This window comes from Streptomyces sp. BE20 (assembly GCF_036322525.1).
Taxonomy (GTDB): Bacteria; Actinomycetota; Actinomycetes; order Streptomycetales; family Streptomycetaceae; genus Kitasatospora.
The window spans coordinates 1-21,982 of record NZ_JAQYWW010000750.1; the positions used below are offsets into that span (position 1 = coordinate 1).

The 21,982-nt window shown below is 74.6% G+C and carries 15 protein-coding genes; 14 read left to right on the top strand and 1 reads right to left on the bottom strand.

Going from position 1 to position 21,982, the window contains the following annotated elements:
- The 14 genes from PUR61_RS16245 to PUR61_RS16310 form a co-directional block, all read left to right on the top strand.
- On the top strand, positions 1-748 hold a 748-nt coding region (locus tag PUR61_RS16245), incomplete at its 5' end, for a glycoside hydrolase family 15 protein (RefSeq protein WP_329879556.1).
- A 56-nt stretch (positions 749-804) separates the two neighbouring features.
- Positions 805-1,665: an SAM-dependent methyltransferase gene (locus PUR61_RS16250; protein WP_329879557.1), complete on the top strand. Its 861-nt coding sequence runs from the start codon at positions 805-807 to the stop codon at positions 1,663-1,665.
- Positions 1,662-3,227, top strand: a complete 1,566-nt coding sequence (locus PUR61_RS16255) for a hypothetical protein (protein WP_329879558.1) — start codon at positions 1,662-1,664, stop codon at positions 3,225-3,227. Before PUR61_RS16250 ends, PUR61_RS16255 begins: the two co-directional genes overlap by 4 nt.
- A 64-nt stretch (positions 3,228-3,291) precedes the next feature.
- Entirely contained in the window at positions 3,292-4,290 is a 999-nt protein-coding gene (locus tag PUR61_RS16260) for a Scr1 family TA system antitoxin-like transcriptional regulator (RefSeq protein ID WP_329879559.1), read from the top strand.
- A 5-nt stretch (positions 4,291-4,295) separates the two neighbouring features.
- Positions 4,296-5,996, top strand: a complete 1,701-nt coding sequence (locus PUR61_RS16265; RefSeq protein WP_329879606.1) for a DEAD/DEAH box helicase family protein — start codon at positions 4,296-4,298, stop codon at positions 5,994-5,996.
- On the top strand, positions 5,993-8,200 hold the full coding sequence (locus PUR61_RS16270) for a type I-E CRISPR-associated protein Cse1/CasA (protein ID WP_329879560.1): 2,208 nt from the start codon (positions 5,993-5,995) through the stop codon (positions 8,198-8,200). Before PUR61_RS16265 ends, PUR61_RS16270 begins: the two co-directional genes overlap by 4 nt.
- Positions 8,197-9,420: a type I-E CRISPR-associated protein Cas7/Cse4/CasC gene (locus tag PUR61_RS16275; protein WP_329879561.1), complete on the top strand. Its 1,224-nt coding sequence runs from the start codon at positions 8,197-8,199 to the stop codon at positions 9,418-9,420. The genes PUR61_RS16270 and PUR61_RS16275 overlap by 4 nt, the downstream gene beginning before the upstream one ends.
- A gap of 6 nt (positions 9,421-9,426) precedes the next feature.
- Entirely contained in the window at positions 9,427-10,191 is a 765-nt protein-coding gene (cas5e, locus tag PUR61_RS16280) for a type I-E CRISPR-associated protein Cas5/CasD (protein ID WP_329879562.1), read from the top strand.
- On the top strand, positions 10,188-10,970 hold the full coding sequence (locus PUR61_RS16285; RefSeq protein WP_329879563.1) for a type I-E CRISPR-associated protein Cas6/Cse3/CasE: 783 nt from the start codon (positions 10,188-10,190) through the stop codon (positions 10,968-10,970). The genes cas5e and PUR61_RS16285 overlap by 4 nt, the downstream gene beginning before the upstream one ends.
- A gap of 212 nt (positions 10,971-11,182) precedes the next feature.
- Positions 11,183-12,142: an endonuclease/exonuclease/phosphatase family protein gene (locus tag PUR61_RS16290; RefSeq protein ID WP_329879564.1), complete on the top strand. Its 960-nt coding sequence runs from the start codon at positions 11,183-11,185 to the stop codon at positions 12,140-12,142.
- 231 nt (positions 12,143-12,373) lie between these two features.
- Positions 12,374-16,954 carry a DEAD/DEAH box helicase gene (locus tag PUR61_RS16295; protein ID WP_329879565.1) on the top strand — a complete coding sequence of 1,527 codons (4,581 nt, stop codon included), beginning with the start codon at positions 12,374-12,376 and terminating at the stop codon, positions 16,952-16,954.
- On the top strand, positions 16,951-18,162 hold the full coding sequence (locus PUR61_RS16300; RefSeq protein WP_329879566.1) for a hypothetical protein: 1,212 nt from the start codon (positions 16,951-16,953) through the stop codon (positions 18,160-18,162). Before PUR61_RS16295 ends, PUR61_RS16300 begins: the two co-directional genes overlap by 4 nt.
- 232 nt (positions 18,163-18,394) lie before the next feature.
- Complete coding sequence (locus tag PUR61_RS16305) at positions 18,395-19,858, top strand: transcriptional regulator, XRE family protein (RefSeq protein ID WP_329879567.1); 1,464 nt, start codon at positions 18,395-18,397, stop codon at positions 19,856-19,858.
- A gap of 80 nt (positions 19,859-19,938) precedes the next feature.
- The gene (locus tag PUR61_RS16310; protein ID WP_329879568.1) at positions 19,939-20,442 is read left to right on the top strand and encodes an NUDIX hydrolase; all 504 of its coding nucleotides are present in this window, start codon (positions 19,939-19,941) and stop codon (positions 20,440-20,442) included.
- Between the two features lie 129 nt (positions 20,443-20,571).
- On the opposite strand, the gene PUR61_RS16315 is transcribed toward PUR61_RS16310, so the two are convergent.
- Entirely contained in the window at positions 20,572-21,681 is a 1,110-nt protein-coding gene (locus tag PUR61_RS16315; protein ID WP_329879569.1) for a phosphotransferase enzyme family protein, read from the bottom strand.
- Positions 21,682-21,982: the final 301 nt, after the last annotated feature.

Sequence of the window (21,982 nt, forward strand, 5' to 3'; positions counted from 1 at the left end):
CATCTGGGAGGTCCGCGGCCCGCGCCGGCACTTCGTCCACTCCAAGGTGATGGCCTGGGTGGCGGTGGACCGCACCATCAAGCTGCTGGAGCAGAACCCCGAGGACGCGCCCGCCGACGGCCACCTGGAGCGCTGGCGGGAACTGCGCGACACCATCCACCGGGACGTCTGCGACAAGGGCTACGACCCCGGCCGCAACACCTTCACCCAGTACTACGGCGGCAAGGAGCTGGACGCCTCACTGCTGCTCATCCCGCAGGTCGGCTTCCTGCCGCCGGACGACAAGCGGGTGATCGGCACCATCGAGGCGATCCAGCGCGAACTGTCCACCGAGGACGGCTTCGTCCTGCGCTACCCGACCCACGACGAGAGCGGCAACAACGTCGACGGCCTCTCCGGCCACGAGGGCGCCTTCCTCGCCTGCTCGTTCTGGCTGGCCGACGACCTGGCGATGATCGGCCGGGTGCAGGAGGCCCGCGAGCTGTTCGACAAGCTGCTCTCGCTGCGCAACGACCTCGGACTGCTCGCCGAGGAGTGGGACCCGCGGCTCAAGCGCCAGGTCGGCAACTTCCCGCAGGCCTTCAGCCACGTCCCGCTGATCGACACCGCGCTGCGCCTCACCGCCTGCGGCGGCGCCTACCTGTCGGCCCAGCCGGACGGCCCCGCCGCCGACCCGGAGCGGGGCCCGGTCCGGCTGCCCGGCCAGCGCCGCGATGCCGACGCCACCGCGCCGGCGGCCCGGCCGTGACCGCCGCCCTGCCCGCCCGCGCTGACCGGGACCGGTGGGATGCCGGACCCGAGCGGATGACGGCGCTGATGGAGGAAGCGTCCTGCGCCGGAATGCGCGACTACCTGCGCGGCGGGCACTCCGCCTACGCGGCCAGCCGCGAGGCCGCCTGGCGACTGTTGGGCGTTCTGCCGCACGCGCCGTTCCTGGTCCAGGACGCCGCCTGGTTCGCCGAGCACGCCACCACCGTGCTGGTGCGCGACCACGGGGTGCGGCAGATCGTGCACCTGGACTGCGGCTACGCGAACGTCCCCGGCCGCAACACCCACGAGATCGCCCGCGCGAGCGCGGCGCGCTGCCGGGTCGTGTACACGGCCGCCGATCCCCTCGCGGCTGCCGACGCGCGATGCCTCCTGGCGGACAGCGACCGAGTCGCCTCCGTCACCACGCTCCTCGACACAGGAGTGGACGATGTCCTGGACCACCCGGCCGTCACGGCACATTTCGACCGGGCCCGGCCGGTGGCCGTGTTGTGCAGTTCCCTGGAGGCCGTCCCGGACCCCGGGGCCGCACTCCTTCGGCGACTGCTGGCCGGCGGCTACCTGGCGCTCTGCCAGCCGACGGTCCAGGAAACCTACCTGGCCCGACACATCGACGAGGAGATGGGCGAGGCCCTGGAGGGCCGGTGGGGACGCCTCCGCACCCCGGACCAGTTCGCGTCCCTGCTGCGCGAGGCCGACCTCGTCGGGGGACTGGATGTGGTCAGAGCGCCCCGATACCTCCGGTCCTCCTACCGGCCCGCCGGTCCGCCCCGCGCCGCGGTGCTCGGCGCGATCGCCCGTATCCGCCCGCACGGCGCGAACCGTGCGGCCGGGACCCGCACCACCCCGGCCGGTGCCGGCGGATCTCCCGGTCCGGCGGAACGGAGGCGACCGTGACCTCGACCGCCCCTGTCACCGCAGCCTGCGCCCCGCCCGCCGTCCTGCTCCCGCCGGCGCCCCTGCTCGGCGGTCCGGACCTCGCCGTGCTGCGCTTCGCGCTCCTGCCCGGCACGATCGCGGACCGCCTGCGTCGCACCGGCATGACGCTGGAGGACGCGGCCGGTGCCGCGGACCGGGCGTGCTGCCTCGTCGGCGCGTCCACGCTCGCCCAGGCCGGCGCGCTCACCGCCCTGCACCGACTCCTGACCGCCGAGCAGATCGGCCTGGCCGCCCCGGTCCCGGCGAACCTGACCACCCGCCGCCGCCAAGCCCTCACGCTCATGGTCGGCGGCCTGTCCACGAACCGGATCGCCGGCCGGCTCGGCATCCACGAGGCGTCCGCGATCGGCCTGTGCCGCGAGGTGGCCCGCGCCCTGGGCGTGAACACCGCGGCCCACGCCGGCTACGCCGCCGTCACCACCGGCGCGGTCCCGCTCAGCGCGATCCGCCCGCACCTTCCCGCGCTGCCCCTGCCCACCGTCCTGACCCACACCGACCCCCGGAGCCCCGTCGTGTCCACCAGCCCCCTCGCCCTGTCCGTCCCGGCCACCCGGCCCCCCGAGGCGGCCGCCACCGTCGGGACCGCCAGGGCGGAGGTCCTGCTGACCGACGACCGCGGCCGCGTCCTGATCACCGCAGGCCCCAGGCCGGGTGACGCCGAGCTGCCGGGCGGCCCTCTCCTTCCCCACGAGACGCCGCCCGCCGCCGCCGAACGCCACGCCAAGGCCGCGACCGCGCTCGCGCACCTGACCCCGGGACGGCTGCTGGCCATCGACTGGCGACCCGGCACCGGAGCGACCTACACCTACGACCACCCGCCGCTGACCGGCGTCCAGGCCGCGGCACTGACCGCCGACGACGGCCGGCGCGGCGCACCGCGCCTGCTCGCCCCCGCCGAGCTCCTCACCCGGGCCCCCGCCGACGCGCAGCGCGTCCTCACCACCCTGCGCGCCCGCGTCGAGGGACGCACCGCCGAACTGGAACACGGCCGCCCCCGCACCCCGGGCGTGCTCGACACCCACCGCATCCTGCCCCGAACCGTCACCACCCCTGCGCCGTGGACGCCCGCCGACTACCGGTACGACGGGCCCGCCACCAGCGTGGCGGGCTGGCTGTTCCTCCCCTCCGGACTCGTCGTGCTCCACCACGACCCGGTGACCGGCCGCTCCCGGCTGCCCGGCGGCCCTCTCGCGCCGGGCGACGCCGACGCCCTCGACCACGCGCTCGCCCGCACCTGTGCCACCGCCGTCGGCGTCCGCCCCCGCGACGGTGTCCTGATCGGCCACAGCGGAACCGAGGCGCGCCTGGTCGCCACCGTGTCCCGGCTGGGGCCGTTGATCGCGGGCCCGTGCGAGCCCGCCGTCGTCCGTCTTCTCGCCACGCCCGAACAGGCCGTCGACCTGTGCGAGAACAGCATCACCGCGGCCGAGGTGCGCGATGCCCTGGAGAGCGCCGCGATCGCCACGGGCCTCGTGCGCCAGCCCGTCACCCTCGTCCCCGCCACCGGAATGACCTGGTAGGCGCGGCAACCGCCGCCCGCCGCACCACCGACCGCAGAACGTCCCGTACCCCCGGAGCCTCACATTGATCATCCGCCTTCCGTCCCCGCCGGCCGCCCTCGCCGACCGGGTCCTCGGCGCGCACCTGCGCCACCTGCGGGAATGCCAGGGAGAGCCTCTCACCACCGTGTCCGGCCGGCTTCCCGCCCGGCTGCGCGCGACCCTCGGCGACCTGGCGGCGACCGAGGCCGGACACGGCACCGTGCTGCGCCCGGCTTCGGTGACGGGCGTAGGCCCGGCGCTGGCGCGCGCGTACGGAGCTGGGCAGGTCGCGGCCGACGACTGGCGCGCGTGCGCCCAGGAGTGTGAGCGGCGGGCCGCGGCCGGCTTTCCGGACGGCTTCGACGATCCGGGCCCGGGCTGGGCGCACCGCTACCAGATCCTCGAGGAGCACGCCTCGGGCCTGCTTTTCACGGTCGGCGGCTGGTTCCTGCCGGTCCCGCTGCTCACCGATCGTCTCGAGGAGGTGCTGTGGAGCCGGCGGCCCCGGGCACCCTCGCGCCGTGGACGTGAGGGCGTGCCGTTGGGGGCGTTGTCGGGGACCGGGTGTGCGTTGTGCCAGGTGTACCGAGGTGATCTGCTGACGGACCATGCGGCGCTCGCCTGGTGGCAGCGTGACGCCCACCGGGCCCGTGTCCGGGCGTTCGCGGCCCGGATCCGAACCCCGAATGCGCTGGCCACCACCGTGCTGCTGGACGAGGCGGTGCTCCACCGCCGCACCGGCGGGCAGGAACTGCACGCCGAGCAGATGGCGTACCTGGCCGCTCTCGCTGCGACCACGTCGCTGCGCATCCGTGTCGTGCCGATGGCCACCGGCATGCGGGTCCCGATCGAGCACGTGGGGCTCGTCGTCGATGGGGACGTCCTCACGGTCGGCCTCTCGGACTGGGGCGCCTCCTACCGGGCCGGTCCGGACCCGTGGCTGGCCGGCCTGGAGGAGCACTCCCTTGACGAGGACGCGAGCCTCGACCTTCTGCGGCGGGCGGCGGGCGGGACGCTGCGCGCCGAGGGGATCGGGCGGTGAGCGCCATGGTCTCCCGGACGTGGGCGCTGATGCCGGACGCGCCGGCCTACCCGGGGGTTCGGGCGGACCGCACCTGGGGTGTCCGCGTGTTCGTCGGGCAGCGCCTGCCCGGCGCGCTCGCCGCCTACGAAGCGCTGCCCCACACTTGGGAGCGGTTCGCGCAGGACCGCCTCAACGGTGCGCCGCTCGTACCCGAGGCACGGCGGCCGGCCTCCCGGGCGCGTCTGCACCACTACCAGGTCCCACGCGTGGACGGCATTGCCGCCGCACACCGCGACGGCGCTCCCGGGTATCTGCTCGTCGCCCCGACGGGGTCCGGCAAGACGGTCATCACCGTCAGCGCGCTCGCCTCCCTGCCGGCGAAGTCCGTCCTCGTGGTCACCAAGCTCGGCATCGTGCCCGCGTGGCTGCGCACGATCGACGACTACGGCGGGGAGCGCCGGTGGGTGGTGGTCAACGCCGAGCGGCTCTGGCGCCTGTTCACCCACCCCCGCGCCGTCCTCGCGGACCTTGCACCCGACCGGGCCGCGGAGCTCGCCGCCGACGACGGCACACCGCACGTGCCCTTCGACGTGGTCGTCGTCGACGAGTCGCAGATCCTCGCCAACCCGGAGTCGATGCGGTCGCGGCTGGTGGACCGGCTGGTACGGCCCGACAGGGGTCGGCGTCCCTTCTTCCTACCGGCGAGCGCCACGCCGTTCAGCGACCTGTCGGAGACGGCGTACGCCGCCGACCTCCTCGCCCACGCCGCAGACGTGCAGGGGCCGGCCGAGCGGACCGGGCCGGTCTACCTAGACTGGGTGACCTCGCTCCAGGTGCCCGGCACCGACGGGCCCGGCCGGCCGGTCAGCGACATCGACACCGTCAAGGAACTGCTGTACCGGCGGGGCGTCGGTTCCTCGGCAACCACCGGTGAACTGGGCCTTCCCGCCCAGCAGCGCACCCTCCGGCCGGTGCACCTCACCGACGCCGAGCGGGCCCGCTACGAACTGGCCTGGGCGGAGTTCCTGCGGGTCGTGGACCCGCACGACGGGCCCGGCCCGGACCCGGAGGATGCGGTCGACGAGGGCGTGCTGCGCCAGATCATGCGGGCGAGCCTGATCAAGGCCCCCTACGTGGCCCGGCACGTCGCCGACCTGGTGGCCGCGGGACACCAGGTCGTCGTCCCGGCCTGGTACTTGCGCACCGTCAGGGCCCTGGCCGCACACATCGCCCGGGAACTGGCCGCCCGTTCCCTGCCGGACCGCGTCGTGGAGATCACCGGCGATCAGTCGGGTGTGCGCGAGCTGAAGCGGGCCGCGTTCCAGACCGGCCGGGCCCTGGTGGTCGTCACCAACATCACCGACGGCATCAGCCTGCACGCCGGGGAGCGCAACGCCGACGGGCGCGGCACGCGGGCGACCCTGGCCCCCCGCCGCACCGTCATCGGCGACGTGTTCACCGGCGGCAAGCGGTTCGTCCAGGTCGAGGGCCGCGCGCAGCGCGACGGCCAGCAGGCCCCGGTGGACTACCTGGTAGCCGAGGGCACGAAAGAGGAGGAGTGGATGGCCCGCACCCTGCGCGCCGCGTCCCGGACCCAGTATCTGGCACACGCACCCGAGGACGCCGAGGCGCTGCTGCGCCTGGCCGTCGAACTCGAGGCCGGCGAACCCGAACCCGGCCCCGCCCGGTACCGGACGGCCGCCGGCGCGGGAGGGCGGCGGTGAGCGCCCCGGCATCGTGGAGCGCCGCGCACCGGCCGTGGATCGACGTCCTCAACAACCGGGGACGGCACGACGTGCTGCCCGTGTCGGAAGTGCTGGAGCGTGCCGACGAGGTGCGGCTCGCGGCGGCGGACCCGCTGCTGCGCGCGGCGACCGCCCGCCTGCTGACCGCGATCGGCTACTCGGCCGGCTGCGCACCGGCCACCGACGAGGAGTACCTGGCCAACGTCGGGGCGGGCCTCGACGTGCGACCGGCACTGGCGTGGACCCGCGAGCACGCCGACGACCTGGACGTGCTGCACCCCGAACGGCCCTTCCTCCAGGACGGCGCGCTGCGCGAGGTCGCCCGCCACGAGCAGGCCCGGCTGCCGGTGGCGTACCTGGACCCGGCGGCGGCGATGGGCCGCCCGCTGCTGTCGGACCTGCGCCACCCGCACGTGCGCACGCCGGTGCCGCTGGTACGGGCGTTCCAGTGGCTCCTCGTGCAGCAGATGTGGGCAGTCGGCGGCCGGATCTCGGTCAGCGCCGCCCACTACGGGCCCGGCGCCAACTACGGCCGGCCGGCCGCCGCGACGAACGGCCTGGTCTGGTACCCGGCCGGCACGGTCGCCGAACTGCTCGCCTGGCGCCTCATACCGGTGGCCGGCGGCCCCGGCACCGGTTACTGGACGTTCGTCGCGCGCCCGGACACGGGCAAGGGCGTCGCGCCGCTGGGCGAGCTCGACGGGCTGACCTGGCACGACCGCCGGGTCCTCCTGCTGCCCGACACCGACGGCACGGTGACGCAGGTGATGTTCGCGCAAGGGTGGCGGCGCCCCAAGGACCTCACGGACCAGGGGGAGGGCCGGGCGGCACGCGACGCGGTGCCGATCGCGTGCCGGCCCGGGACCCGCGACCGGGTCGACACGGTCTCGGGTAAGCCGCTGTCACCCGAGGCGGTACAGAGCGGCGAGGACTACGCGCCGCTGGTGGAGCGCTGGTGGCGGGCCCGCGAGGGAAGCTGGGCCCACGCCGCCGCCGCCGCGGCCGCCGCCGTCGGCCGGGCGCCGGACGTGACGGTGGCGGGCCTGACCGTGGAAAGCCACAGCAAGATCGTCAATCAGTGCGACGTCACCCTGCCTTTCGCCCTGCTGAGCGACGCGCGCACCCACACGGCGGCCGCCCGCGTCCTGGACTGCCGCCGCAGCGCGGCGCTCGTCCCGGACCGCCGGCGGGACCTCGGCATCGAGGTCCCGCCCGGCTTCGGCTCGGACCACCTCCTCGACCCCGCCTTCCTGGCCGCCGGCGCGGACGAGCAGGCCGAACTCCTCCTGGCCCGGCTGCGTCCGGCGGCCGGCGCGGACCCCGGCCGTGACGGCCGCCGCTTGGCGGCGCTGAGCACCGCGGTGGCGCCGCGGTCGGCGGCGCAGCCCCAGCGCGAACCCACGCCCGCCACCACGCAAGGCGCGAGGAGCGACGCACCCCAGCCGGCCCTGTTCGCCGTCGACGGCCGGGGCTGGGTCCTTGCGCCGGAACCTCCTGCGGACGTCTGGGACCCCCTCGACGACGACAGCCTCTTCACCACCGCAGACACCGCCACCCCCAGCCCCTACCCAGGACCCGGCGACCGCGGCCCCGGGGCGGACGGTGAGGACGCCGACGAGGAGACGGACCCGGCCGCGCTGCTGTCCCAGCGGCTCGGGGTACTGGCGAACAGCCCCTACGAACGCCCGGCCATGGCCAGTCTGATCGCCTGGGCCGCCCGCCCGCAGCTCGACAACCCGGCCCGGCCCCGCATCACCGCAGGCCTTCCCGCCCGCCTGCACGAGCCGGCCATGCTCACCGCCGCCCTGTTCGCCACCCACCAGCGCACCAGCGGCTCCGCACCCCGCTACGGCCACACCCCGCTGCCCCGCCTGGCCCGCGCGATCGGCTCCGGCCGAACCTACGGACCCGCCCACCCGGCCACCGCCACCACGATGCGGCTGATCCTGCGCACCCGCACCCCGGACGCGCTGCGCCTGCCCCTGCTCGCACTGATGCGCCGAGCCGCCGGCCAGGGCCTGACGCCGCACTGGTCCTCGCTCTTCGAGGACCTCGCCGCCTGGCCCGACGGTGACCAGGTCCGCACCCGGTGGTCGCTGCTCTTCCACACCGCCGCCCCGCTGCCGCCCCGGCCCGGCGCTCGCGCCGACCGGCCCCGTACGAAGGAAACGCTGCCCCAGTGACCGCCACCGACCTGGCACCCGCCCGTTCCTCCCGCACGATCGACCTCACCGGCCGGTCCGGGCCCTTCGCGGTCTACCACGCGCTGGTGACCGTCACCGCGGTGAACCTGAACGCCGACCGGCAGGGACTGCCGAAGACCGTCGTCGTCGGCGACGTCGAACGGATGCGGGTGTCCTCGCAGGCCCTGGCCCGCGCCGCCCGGATGCGGATGATCGGCGACGATCCGCAGATCCGCGGCGCCGCCCGCAGCCGGCTTCTGCCCGCGATGACCGCCGAGCGCCTCAAGGACCGCCTCGCCGACACGGCCGACGCCGTCGCGGCCGCCGCCCTGATCGTGGCCGCCGCCGGAATGCGCGTCGCCCCCGACGACCCGGCCCGCACCCGCGCCGTCGCGTTCGTGCCCGCCGACGCCCCCGACCGCCTGGCCGACCTCCTCCAGGAGCACTGGAACGAACTCAAGGACGCGCGCACCGCCGCCGAGGAGGCGATCACCGAAGCCCTCAGCCGCGCCCCCCGCAAACGCAACGTCAAAGTCCCCAAGGACGAGGTCCTCCAGATCCCCACGGACCAGGTCCCCGACCACGTCACCAAGGCCGCCTGGAACGCCTTCGACCCCGGTACCACCCAGTCCATCGCCCTGTTCGGCCGCATGCTGACCGAACTCGACGACGCCACCGTCCCCTCCTCCGTCCAGATCGCCCACGCCTTCGGCGTGGACGCCCTCGACCTGCTCCTCGACGAGTTCACCGTCCACGACGACTGGCAGGACGGCGGCGTCCTGGGCCCGCGCCGCGGCGCGGCCGTCATCGGCGAGCACTACCTCGCCTCCGGCACCCTCTACCGCTACGCCGCACTGGACCGCCGCGCCCTGCGCGCCAACCTCGCCCGCTCCGGCGCCGCCCAGGACACCGTCGAGAGCGCGGCCCAGGCCGCCGAGCGGGCCTTCGGGACCGCCATCACCTACACGCTGCCCGCCGCGCGCCGCAGCCGCACCGGCTCCGCCGTCCTGCCCACCCTCGCCGTCGCCGCGACCTGCGACGAACCACTCAGCGCCGCCGCCGCCTTCGAAACGCCGATCAGCGCGCCCGCCGGCCCGAACGCCGCCACCGCACTGGCCGCCTACCTCCACCACACCGACCTCCGCGCCGGCCTCGCCCGCTGGATCCCCCCGAACGGCCAGACCCCACCCGCCCTTCCCCCCGTCCTGGAATGGAGGTGACCGGGCGTGCCGACCGCCCTGCTGCGCCTGTCAGCGCCCCTGCAGTCCTACGGGCTCCACTCTCGCTGGGACCACCATGGCACCGCGCGGCGTCCCACCAAGAGCGCCGTGATCGGGCTGATCGCCAACGCGCTCGGCTGGGAACGCGACGCCGATCTGGGGGACCTCGCCGACCTGGTGTTCGCCGTGCGCGCCGACCGGCCCGGACGGATCACCACCGACCACCAGATCGCCGGCGGCGGCCGCTTCCCCCGCACCGCCCTCGCCGCCTCCCGCCCCAACGCCGCCACCCACCCCGACACCTACGGCGCACCCCGCGCACCGCACCTGGACAACACCGCCACCCCGACCACGTACTACGCCCCTTCGCTGCGAGGAAGCGTCCTGATCACCAAGGAGTACCTGGCCGACGCCGCGTTCGTCGTCGGCCTCACCACCCCCGACCCCGGGCTCGCCGAACGGATCGTCGCCGCCGTGCGCCGACCGCACCGGCTGCTCTACCTCGGCCGGCGCTGCTGCCCGCCCGCCCGGCCCATCGGCCACGGCCTCACCGACGACGGCCCCGACACATGGCCCGGACGCCTTCCGCTGCTGCCCGAGGCAACCACCGCGACCCCGACGGTGTGGAGCCAGACACCGCCCGTGCCCGGCAGCGTCGGCTACCCCGAGCAGCCACCCACCACCTTCGCCCAACGCGACCACCGCACCGTGCACCTGCGCACCACCGTCGTCCGCCCGCCCGCACCCACCGCCCCGGAGCAGCCCCGGTGACCCCACTCCCGCCACCGACCGCGCAGCCCGAGGTGTTCAGCACCTGGCGCTCGGTCCTCACGCTCTCCCCGCGGACACGCACGCGGTGCCGGGACGTGCACCGCCTCCACCAACTCGTCCTGAACGGCTTCCGGCCCCCTGGGGTCCACGTCGAGGCCCCGGCGCCCGAGCATGTGCTCTTCGCCGCGGGCCGTGAACCCGCCTCCCGGACCGCCGCCGGGCTCCCCACCGCCGGAGCACCGGTGCGCGTCCTCGTCCAGGCGCCGGTCGAACCCGACTGGCAGCCGCTGCTCGACACCGGCGCCCTGCACAGTGCCAGGAGCTTCCGCGCCGAGCAGCGGCTCGAAGCCGGCGCGCAGATCGACGTCGGTGTCCTGGCGAACCCCGTGGTGCGGACCCGGAAGGACGGCCGGCGGCGCGCTCTGCGCGATCCGGGCGACTGCGGGGACTGGCTGGCCCGCCGGCTCGCCCACGGCGGCCTGCAGCTCACGGCCCGTCCGGTGATCGTCGGGCCGGCCGAGTACCTGACCGGGTCCACCAGCCGGGGAGAGGATCTGACGCTCGTCTGCCGCGAGTTGACCGCCCGAGCAACCGTCCGCGACCCGAAGGCCGCCCGAGAGGCGCTCCTGGCCGGCATCGGCCCCGGGAAGGCCTTCGGCTGCGGACTCCTCCTCACCCGCTCCCCGCCCGGCCCGCCCCGCTCTGCCGGCGCCACAGCCACCCCACCCTCCCCACCCTCCCGTGGGGCTGCATCCGTCGCGGCCGCTCACGGTCCCTGACAGGTGCTCCGATCCCCACCCTCGTGGGGCTGCATCCGCCTGGTCCGGTCACGGCCGTCGGCAGGTGCTCCGATCCCCACCACCGTGGGGCTGCAATCCCCGTTCGACCCGCCCGCCTCGACCGGCTGCCACCAACCGCACCACCGGCCCCCGCCCGCGGACCGGTACAGCCCGCCGACCCCACTCCCTTCCCAGCAAGGAGACCGCATCGCATGAGCACCCGCCCACCGTCCGCCGAGGGCCGCGCCACCGATCCCGAAGCCGTCGTCGAGCACATCGGCTGGAACATCCAGCACGGCCGGCACCTCACGGCCGCGCTCGACCTGCTGGAACACCGTGCCGGGCAAGCCGGCCGCCGCCCGGACCTGCTGACCCTCCAGGAACTGCGGCCCGGTCAGGGCGAACAGGTCGCCGAGCGCCTCGCCCTGACGTACGTCGCCTCGCCCCCGAACGAACGCCCCGGATCCGAGACCGCCCTGTTCTACAACCCAACCCTCTTCCAGGCCGATCCGGCCTGGACGCAGTACCCGAGCGGCATCCGGCACAACCCCGCCGTCGCACTGCTGCGGATGGTCCACCCCGACAGTGGTGAAACGAGCTTCCGGCCCCTGGTCGTCGCCAGCTGCCACGCGAGCTACAGCGACCCCGTGCACCGCGAACACCAGGCCCGCTTCTTCAGCGAGGCCGCCAAGGACCAGTGGCTGGCCCTGGTCCAGGGGGACTGGAACTCCTGGCCGGTCTGGGGCTGCCCTACCACCCTCGACGCGGTGGCCGACCGGGCCTACGCGCAGAACAGGTCCGTCCTGCAGCCCGACGGCACCATGCGCCCCGACGACCGGGCGGACCGCCTGCTCACCTACGGCGGGATGACGGACGTCGGCCGCCACGCGGCGGCCGCCCTCGGACAGGAGGGCGCAGACCGCGCCACCACCGGCCACGGCGCCGACAAGGCCCGCCAGCGGGTCCCCGCCCATCACCTCCCGCCCGGCGGGCAGGGCCCGATCGACCGCACCTACGCGGCGAACGACCTCCTTCCCGCTCTGCACGGCGCCACGGTCCTCACCGGCCAGGCGGTGGAGCGGATCTCCGACCACCTGCCACAGGTGACCCGCTGGCGACTCCCGGGGCTCTGGGAGGTGATGAGCCGGCGCATCGTCCCGACCCGCCACTGACGGCGGACACCTCGCACCACCCACCTGTCCACCCTGATCGAGCCGGAGCTTTCATGTCGCATCCCCAGCCCGTTCCGCCCCCGGCGCGGTCTCCCGCCGTGCACCACCGGGGGGACGCCGCACCCGGCGCCGTGCCTGGACCGTCCTGGTGACCGCCGCCGGCTCCGCGGCAGCCTCCCCGCCACCCGATTCCGCCACAGACCGGCGGCCCCTGCAAGGAGAGCGCGCAGCATGACCGGAGGAACGGGCCGCCCGGCCTCGTCAGCGGAGCACTTTCGGCTCCGGGCGCGGGAGGAGGAGCTGGCGCTCCTCGCCGACCCCGCCACGGACTTCGCCGCGGTCGGGGACCGCATGTTCGACCGGCTGCTGCGGAGGGCTTGCGCGGACGGAGGGGCACCGGAGCGGTTCGGGGACGCGCTGGCGCTGCGGGTGAGCGCCGGCCGGGTCGGCACGGCGCGCCTGCGGGGCCTGCTGCTGGGTGACATCGTGCCCGACGCGGCGTCGCTGGGTGCCGCGGCGTGGGCGGCGATGGCGGCGACTCCGCACAAGGCGGTCACGGTGCTGACCGCCCACGGCCAGGCCGCGAAGGAATCCGCCCAGCTGCTGGTCCGCCAGGTCGCGACGTCCGGGGCCGGCGTGGCCGTACAAGCGGGCCGGCGCTTCGAGGGCGGGTTCGCGCACGGCGCCGCCACCTTCGCCCACGACCTGGGGGCAGCGCAGGATCTGGCCTTCCTGAGCCTGCTCGGGCACATCAGCGGGGCCCACCCGGTGCCCCAGGACGTGCCGGACGGGACAGGGTGGTCACTGCTCGGCCCCGAGACGCCGCGGCCGCGGGCTGCGGGTACGGCCGCGGGTGCGGGCGCGTTCCACACCGAGCTGCTGCGGCTGTGCACGTTGGAGGCGGTGGCGCCGGCGGTCCTGTCCGAGATCTCCGCCCGGGCCCGCGCGGGCGCCCTGACGGCACGCGACCTCCACCAGGTCCTGTTCCGGGCCACCGGGCCGCAGTGGGAGCCGGTACGTCGGCACGCGCTGGAGGCCGCGGCGGCACCCGGCCGGGCCCAGGCGGTGCTGAAGCTTCACGCCAAGGCGGCCGGAGTGGGCGGGCCGCGCTACCAGGAGCGGCCGGCCAGCGACCCTACCGGGCGCACGAAGTGCTTCGCCGTCTGCGTCTCCTACGACGTCGGCGAGCACGTGCACGAGGTGACCGGCGGGGCCTACCGCTCGACGACGGTGGCCCGCTCGGTGGCGGCGCTGAGCCTGCTGGCGGACCTGGCGGGCCTGCCCGCGCCCGAATTCGACGGGTGGGCCGCCGCAGGCCCGCAGTCCGGAACTCCGGTCGAGGGCAAGGACAGCGTCGCCACCCTGCGCGACATGGAGCAGGCGATGCTCCTGACCCGCTTACGGATCGAGGGGTCCGACACGCTGACCGGCACCTCCCCGTTGTTCACCTGCCGCATCTCGTGCAACGCCGGAGGCGAGGACCTCGAGGCCAGCGGCAGCGGCACCAGCGCGGGCCGCGCTCGCGGCACCGCGGCGGACGCGATGCTGCGGCGCGTCCTGGACCTCCCCACCCTCCAGCCCCAGCAACCCCGGCGAACGCGGAGGATGGTGGCCCCGCCGGAGCGCACCGAGGGCCAGGACCCGCTGAAGGTGGTGAAAGTGCTGTCCGACCGTCGGACGATCACCGACATGAAGGAGGACCTCGGCGTCCCGACCGGACCGGCCCACAGCCCGCGGTTCGCCTGCACCCTCTCCTGCCGCGTCCAGGGCTCCTCCTACACGGCCACCGCCCGCGCCGTCGGCAAGACGGCTGCCCGGCGCGAGGCCGCACGGGCCCTGCTGAGGCGGCTCAGCACCGTCCCCGCGCCCGCCGCCGACGCTCCTCCCACGCCACCGACCCCCGCCGCCGCCCTCCTGCCTGTCCCGCGCCGTGCTCCCGCGGCGAGCCCCGCCGAGGCGGCGGCGGCCGAGCGGGCGGTGCGCGGCGCCCTGCTGGACGGTGCGGCGCTGGTGGCCGAGCCCGTGGACGGCGCGGTGGCGATGGCCGTGTACCGGGTGGACGGGGGGCCGCTCCCGGACGGCTGCCCGGCGCCGCTGCTGGAGGCCGACCTCGAACTGGTCCTGCCGCACATGGGCATCGGCGTGCGGGCGGTGGCCGTCCCCATCTGGCGGGTGCCGGTGCGGCTGCTGACCGGTGTCCTGGCCCAGTTGCCGGACCAGGGCCTGCATCCATCGGCCCGGCTGTGGGCGAAGGCGACCCGGCTGGCGCTGTCCGCGACGGCGGCCGGACTGCTCCACCCGGCCCTGGACGCCGCCGAGCGCGACGTGTGGCGCCTGGGCCCGCTCCCTGCGGCGCTGGCCGGCGAAGCAGCCGGGCTGGCCGATGCCATGCCGCCCCACGCCCACTGCGTTGCGGCGGCCCGCGCGCCGTACCGGCTGTGGGCGCCGCGCACCGTGCTGCGCCAGTACCTGGACGCCGTGGCCGCGGCCGTGGTCCGCGGGCCCGGCACCGCCGCCGTCCTGGGGGACCGCCCCTGGGCCGGACCGGCGCCGTGCCCGCCCCAGCCCCGCCTTCGCGTCTGGAGCGACCAGGTGGAGCGGCACACCGGCCACCGGCTGCCGGCACTGGTCGTGACCATCAAGCAGCCGTCCGAGGGCAGCCCCTCGGACACCGACCTGCTGTGGGCCCATCTGGGCGTGCGCACCACCGCGACGCCCGGCGGACGCACCCACCTCGTCCCCGCCGCCGAGTACCTGCCCGCCACAGGCTGCGCCCCGGCCCGGCTGGAGCGGGTCCGAAGCGCGTTGCGCGCGGCCGAGCCCGCGTGGCCGCCGCTGGGCCGGCTGCTGGAGCAGGAGAGGCCCGGCCGGTTCACCGTCCGCCCCGCCGAGGCGGCCCTGCTCCTGGGCGAGATGGGCAAGCGCCTCACCCGGGCCGGCGTCGAGGTCGCCTGGCCCCAACTCTGGGCCCAGGGGCTGCAGCTGCGCACCGTCGTCGGGGCGCGCCCCGTGCCCGAGGCGACCGACGCCCCGCACCGCTTCGGGCTCGCCAACGTCCTCGACTTCCGCTGGCAGCTCGCCCTCGACGGCACCAACCTCACCGAGGCGGAGATGGACGACCTCGCAGCGTCGGCGAGGCCGCTTCAGCGCGTGCGGCGGCGCTGGGTCCTGGTCGACGAGCCCACGGCCCACCGCGCCGGCCACCGCGGCATCGGCACCCTCAGCGCCCCGCAGGCCCTGGACGCCGCGCTGACCGGCACCGCCGTCGTCGACGGAGCGGGCCACCCCTGCGAGGCGGCCGGACCGCTCGCCGACCTGGTCGAGGCTCTGCGGCCCGGCAGCCGCGAGCCCGTGCCCGTGCCCGCCGCGCTGACCACCACCCTGCGCGACTACCAGGAACGCGGCATGAGCTGGCTGGCCCACACGCTCCACCTCGGCTTCGGCGCCGTCCTGGCCGACGACATGGGCCTGGGCAAGACCGTCCAGGCGATCGCTCTTCGCCTTCACCGCCGGGAGCAAGCACCCCGGTCCCACCCGGACCTGATCGTCTGCCCGGCGAGCATGCTCACCGTCTGGCAGCGCGAGATCGCCCGCTTCGCCCCCCACACCCCCACCCACGCCTACCACGGCCGCGAGCGGACCCTCGACGGCGTCACCACGGACACGGTCGTCATCACCACCTACGGCACCCTGCTGCGCGACATCGAGGCCCTGGCCGACTTCCCGGTCGACCTCCTCATCGCCGACGAGGGCCAGTACGCCAAGAACCACCTGAGCCGCACCGCCCGGGCCCTGCGCCGCATCCCCAGTGCCCGCAGGATCGTCATGACCGGTACCCCGATGGAGAACCGCCTGCAGGACCTGTGGGCCGTCGCCGACCTCGCCAACCCCGGTCTGTTCGGGACGGTGAGTGCCTTCGGCGAGCGCTTCGCGCGCCCGATCGAGGCGGACCCCGGCGGCGAGGCGACCCGCAGACTGGCCCGGCTCATGAGCCCCTTCCTGCTGCGGCGACGCAAGAGCGACGCCCACATCCTCGAGGAGCTTCCTCCGAAGATCATCTCCCACCGGTACGTCTCGCTGACGCCCGAACAGGTCTCCCTGTACGAACGGGCGGCCCGGGAGGCGATGGAGCGGATCCGCGGCACCGAGTCACTGCACCGCCGGGCCCTGATCCTGACGCTCCTCCAGGAGCTGCGGAAGATCTGCAACTCCCCCGCCCACTTCCTGGGCGAGAAACCCCAGGACCCGGCCACCTACGACGTGCCGACGCAGCGCCGCCGTTCGGGCAAGCTCGCCGCGCTCGACGAGCTCGTCGAGCAGATCACCGACGCCGGCGCGAGCGCGCTGGTGTTCACCAACTACGCCGAGATGGGGCGCCTGCTGGTCGCCCACCTCCGGGCGCAGGGCATCGCACCGCTGTTCCTGCACGGTGGCATCCCGCCGGGGCACCGGCGGGAGGAACTCATCGACGCGTTCCAGGGCGGACACAACCCGGTCATGATCAGCACGATGAAGGCCGGCGGCAGCGGGCTGACGCTCACCCGCGCCGGTGACGTCGTCCACTTCGACCGCCCCTGGAACCCGGCCGTCGAGGACCAGGCCACCGACCGTGCCCACCGTTTCGGCCAGAACCAAACCGTCAACGTCCTGCGGCTGGCCGCCGAGCTCACGGTGGAGGACCGCGTCGACGCCCTGCTCCACCACAAGCGGGACCTGGCCGACGCCGCCGTACCCCACGACGCGGAGACCACTCTCGGCGAGCTCTCGGACTCCGAGCTCGCCGACTTCATCACCCTCGGAGCACGTCCATGACCCAGCACGGCCCGTGGGCCCAGACCTGGCAGCAAGCCGTCCAGCCGACCGCCGCCCACCGCAACGCGTTCCTCCAGGGGAGCGTCGTCCACCTCGCCGACGAAGTCAGCGGCCTGGACCTGGCCCTCGGGACGGCCACCGCTCTCGTCACCGCCCACCAGGACGAGCCGGCCCGCGCGCGGCTGGACCTGGCGCCGTTCACAACCGACGAACAGGCCGTGCTCGGCGCAGCACTCGCGGCCGGCCCGCACCGGGAGCCGCTGCTCGCCGGGCACCTCCCCGCCGCGCTCACCGACTCCGACCACACCGGCGGCGTCGCCATCACCCCGCACCCCGGGCACTTCGCGTTCGCCTGCTCCTGCGGCCAGGCACCCTGCCGGCACACCGCCGCGCTGGCACACGCCGTCACCGACCGCCTCAACACCGACCCCATGCTCCTGCTGGTCCTGCGAGGTCTGCCCCAACAGCGCCTCGCCCAGCTCCTCCACGACCACGCCCCGGGCGTCCGCCCCAAGCGCCTGCGCCAGTTCACCGCCTTCGTCCCCGCCCACCAGGCGTTCCAGGCCCGCCCGGCCGCTCCGCCCAGCGGCCGGGCCGCGGCCGCCCCCGTCCCGGAGGCGGCCGCCGTGTTCGCCGACGCGCCGCTGACCGAACCGCCCCACCCCGCGCCCCCACTCGCCCAGCTGCGCCACCTCACCGCCCTCGCGGCCGTCCAAGCCCGGCATCTCCTGGAGGGCCGCACCACCCTGGACAACGACCCGGTCTGCGACGCCGTCCGCACCGCCGCCGACCTGCCCGGCGCCCCGAAAGTGCCCGACCTCGCCCACCGCCTCGGCCTGGAACCCGAGGAGCTGCGCCTGCTGCTGGCCGCCCACGAGGTGGCCGGAGCGGCCGGAGTGCGGGCCGCCCGGGCGCGCTTCCCCGCCGACCCGGCCCTGCGGGAGCGGGCGGAGCAGGCCATCGGCCCGCTCCGGCCCTCCAGCCGGACACCCCTCACGGTTGAAGGCAACCGGATCACCGACACGCCCGTCGGCGTCCAGATCCGCGTCGACGCCGACGGGAGCTGGTACCCGTTCACGGCGGCCGATGGCGACTGGAGGCTCGCCGGGCCGGCGGCCCGGGATGCCGCGGGCGCGTACCGCGACGCTCTCGCGTCCCGCCGAACCCGCACGAAGGCCCGCTCCCAGGACCGAGGCCAGCATGCCTGAGCTGGCGGTCACCCAGATCCCGGCGGCATCCGCATCGCCGGGCACAGACAGCGTCGGGCGTGGTGCCGAGCCTACGAATGACCGCGGCCAACCCACGAAGAAAGGTATGGGCGACATGACTCAGCCGGAAGGGTCACGGGCCCGGACTGTCGTGCCGCTCCTGTACCACCTGCTGGACGCTCCCGAGCTCAACTGCGCTTCACCGACAAAGTTCCGCGTCCTCTGGCCGATCATGGCCGAAGACGCAGCGAAGGCGCTGCAAGAGCCGCGCCTCGCTCGGGTCCGGCCTTCCCCGGCTACCTACAAGCGGTGGCTGGCCGGCACCCACATCCCCCGCGGAGACCTACGCACGATCCTCGAGGCCTACTTCGGCAAGAAGGTCGAGCTGCTCTTCCAGCTCGTCCCCGTACGAGACTTCGTTCACCCTCGCCCCCTGGACCGCAGGACGCGCACCGCGGCACGGACCCTGGACTACACCTGGCCCACGTCCCGGCACGTACCCGGCGACCCGGACGCCGGCATCTTCGGCAGCTGGGAGCTCGCCGGCGGACGGCACTTCGACGGCACCTCGATCGGTGTGCAGATGTACGAAGCGCAGCCCCGCGGCGACGTCATGGAGATCAGCTCCGCAGACCTCCCCCACCTGGAGACCTTCGTCCGCTCGTCGCGCAGGGGCGTGATCCTGGCCTCCCCCGGTGCCGCCGGCGGGTCCGGTCTGTACGTTGTGGATGCCGCGCTCGCCCGCCAGAACCTCGCGGTGGGTCAGGATCCACAGGTACCGATCGCCTACCGGCTCGACGATCTGGTCTACGCCATCATCTGGGCGCTGCACGTCATGGACGACGGCCTGCTGGCGGACGACAACCCGCTCTCCGCTCGCGCCGAGCAGCTTCGGCACTACGTGAGGATCAGCAACTCGGCGCCGCCGCGATCCGAGATGCCCGACCTGTCCCCGGTCGGTACCGCTTGGCTGGGCTCCAGCCTCTGCGCCCAGTACATCGTCCGCCATCTCGGTGACCTTCCCGAGGCGCCGGCGTTCTGGTCCCGCGAAGCCACCGGGGAGGAATGCGCACCGTGGCTGCTCTTCAGGCATCAGCACGACTACCTGCGGAGCATCGCCGCCCGCTTCGCGGGACCAGGGAGCGCGCTCGGTCGTGCGTTCTGCGTCCCGGAGCCCGTCGTTCGATCAAGCGCGACGTATGAGCGAATTCTCCTGTTCCTCACGATCGCCATGATGGAGATGTACGGGGTCAAGGTGTGGCTGACCGCGGAACAGAGGTACCAGGAAGTCGAGGGGTTCGTCCTCGCACGCAACCAGGCCATCCTGGCGAACTGGGTTCGCGGGGAATCCGTCTGGCGGGTCGCGACTACTAGTGTGCGGCGGGAGGTGGCTCCCTACCAGGAGGTGATCGGCCACGTACGGGCCCACAGCGCGGTCGACGGGCCGACGCCGGCGGCACGGCTGGCGGCGCTGGCCGACTACCTCGGCCTGGACTGGTCCTGGCTGACCGGCCGGTGCCGGGGCCTCGCTGAGGAGGGGATCACCAGCATGCTGCGTCCTCGCAGCCGCCTCCTCACGCTCCAGGCGCTGGACCAGACCCTGCGCTTCATCGGCAGGTTGGGCGGTCCCTTGTGCGGACCGCACGCCGTCCCCACCCTGTCCGTCGCCCCGAGCCCTGAGGCCGGGCCCCTGTAACGCTGCCCGACCCGGATCTACGTGAAGCCGGGCATGCCACCGTGCGCCGACGAAGTTCAGCACCCACCAGAAGCGAGGCCATGAAGACCTGCGACAACACCTCGGTCGGCGTCTTCATCACCGACCACCGGGGCCGCTACCTGATGTTCGATCGCGCCACCTTCCCGGTCGGCGCTGCACCGGCCGCCGGCCACATCGACGACCACGGCAGTGCCCGGGACGCAGCCCGCGCCGAGGTCGAGGAAGAACTCGGCCTTACCGTCACCGGCTGTTGGCGGGACAACCCATGCCGCCGCCGTCCCGGTGCACGCGGCACCGGCCACGACTGGACCGTCTACCGGGCCACCGTCGTCGGCGACCTCGTCCCGAGCGCCCGCGAGACGAAGAACGTCCGCTGGATCCCTCCCGTCGCCCTGCAGGAGCTGGTAGACCGCACCGTCGCCTACGCGCACGGACGGGTGACCGACGCCGAGTTCGAGGCCGAGCCCGGGATCGAACCGGTATGGGTGCAGTGGCTCGCCGACGTCGCCGCGGTCCACGTCGGCCCCGGCGAGCTGCGTCAGGTGGAGCAGCTCACCAGATGATCGCCGCCCCGCCCTCCTGAACCACCGCCGCCACCATCCGAGTACGGCGGCCGCGTCCGCAGTCGGCCCTGGGCTCTGCTGCTTCCGCAGGTCTGGTCGGTGGACCTCGCCTCAGTGAGGGGTATGGACTCAGCGAAGAGCATCGCGTAGGGCCGCCTCCAGGGCGGGCAGCTGCTTCAGAATCGTCAGCGCTGCCGCGTGCCGTGCCCGTGCGTAGGACTCGAGTGCGGCGTCGACGAGGTGGGGCCGTTCGACGGGTGCCGACAGCGGAAAAGCCGAGCAGAGCATGGCTGCGCAGCCGACACGGAGTGAGGACAGGAGGTCGTCGACGGGTGCCGTGGGGTTGGTGTCTCGATAGGCGAGGGCGAGGTCGGTGTAGCCCTTGAGCCACCGCTCGACGCCGTTGGCCTGGAAGCTCTTCGGGTCGCAGCCAAGGCGCATGAGTTCCCATGCGAGGTAGCCGGGTGCGGGCGGTCCGAAGTCCACGATCGCGGCGACGCCGTTGTTGCTCAGCAGGACGTTGGGGCCGGCCAGGTCGCCGTGCATGACCTGGACCGTCAGCGGCGGAAGTGAGGCGAGGATGCGCTCGATCTCTCCCAGGGCGGCGTGTCGCTCGTGCGCCGCCAGCAGTGCCCATTCCTCGAACTCGCTCAGCTTGGGCCTGTGCTGGTAGGCGAGGATCAGCCTGGTGAAGCGGTCACGGGCGGTGGCGACGTCGCAGATTGCCGCACCGGGTTCCAGGGTGGGTGCGGCGGCGGGGTGGGTGGCGAGTCGGCGGTGGAGACGGCCCATTGCTGCGCCGACGGCCGCCCACCGTGTCCCGGTCAGGGTGCCCTCGGCAGTCTCGGTGTGCGGCACGTACGACCATAGGGACATCGGCAGGCAGCCGTGGGTCGCGATGAGGTCGTGTTCGCGCGTGCGGGCCGCCCGCGCGGTGGCGACGCCCCCGTCGGCGGCGTACTCGGACAGCTCGACCGACGCCAGCTCCAGGTCCAAGTTGCTGCGCGTGCGGTAGACCTTGCCGAAGTGCTGATGGCCCGCCTGGTCGACGATGGCGTAGTTGTCCGTCGCGGTGCCTTCCGGGATTCGCGTGATTTCTGCCGGGTGCAGTCCGTACTCGAGCACCAGCGTGTCGGTGAGCGCGGCGATCTGCTCGGGCGCCCCGGGAGTGGAGGGCGCGGCGACGGTGCCGTTCGGGCTGCCGGCGCCGGGCTGGGGCTGATGGGATGCGGTGGGCATGGTTTCCTCGTCGGAGTGCACAGCGGTCGTGGTCAGTGAGCGGTCGGTAGGTGTTCGGGGCGGTCAGGGCGCGGGCACGGAGTGCCGGTGGGGCTGCCGGCATGCCGTCGAGGTGCTCTCCGGTGGGCAACCCCCGTCAATACGGTCGTCCGGTTGCTCACCCCTCGTTCGAGTGGCGGCAGTGCCCGAGCCTGGTCTGGCCCCCTGCCACCGGCTGCTGGCAGGGGGTCGGCCGACGAGGCCGAAGCCGTGGCGAGGGTGACCGGGGCGGCCCCGCGTTGGCGGGCGAAGCGGCACCAGG

Bases quoted from the DNA above. Each gene is read 5' to 3' on its own strand.
- PUR61_RS16305 (WP_329879567.1), top strand. From the start codon at position 18,395: ATGGCCGAAGACGCAGCGAAGGCGCTGCAAGAGCCGCGCCTCGCTCGG.
- PUR61_RS16265 (WP_329879606.1), top strand. From the start codon at position 4,296: ATGGTCTCCCGGACGTGGGCGCTGATGCCGGACGCGCCGGCCTACCCG.
- PUR61_RS16300 (WP_329879566.1), top strand. From the start codon at position 16,951: ATGACCCAGCACGGCCCGTGGGCCCAGACCTGGCAGCAAGCCGTCCAG.
- PUR61_RS16250 (WP_329879557.1), top strand. From the start codon at position 805: ATGACGGCGCTGATGGAGGAAGCGTCCTGCGCCGGAATGCGCGACTAC.
- PUR61_RS16310 (WP_329879568.1), top strand. From the start codon at position 19,939: ATGAAGACCTGCGACAACACCTCGGTCGGCGTCTTCATCACCGACCAC.
- PUR61_RS16290 (WP_329879564.1), top strand. From the start codon at position 11,183: ATGAGCACCCGCCCACCGTCCGCCGAGGGCCGCGCCACCGATCCCGAA.
- PUR61_RS16295 (WP_329879565.1), top strand. From the start codon at position 12,374: ATGACCGGAGGAACGGGCCGCCCGGCCTCGTCAGCGGAGCACTTTCGG.
- PUR61_RS16315 (WP_329879569.1), bottom strand. From the start codon at position 21,681: ATGCCCACCGCATCCCATCAGCCCCAGCCCGGCGCCGGCAGCCCGAAC.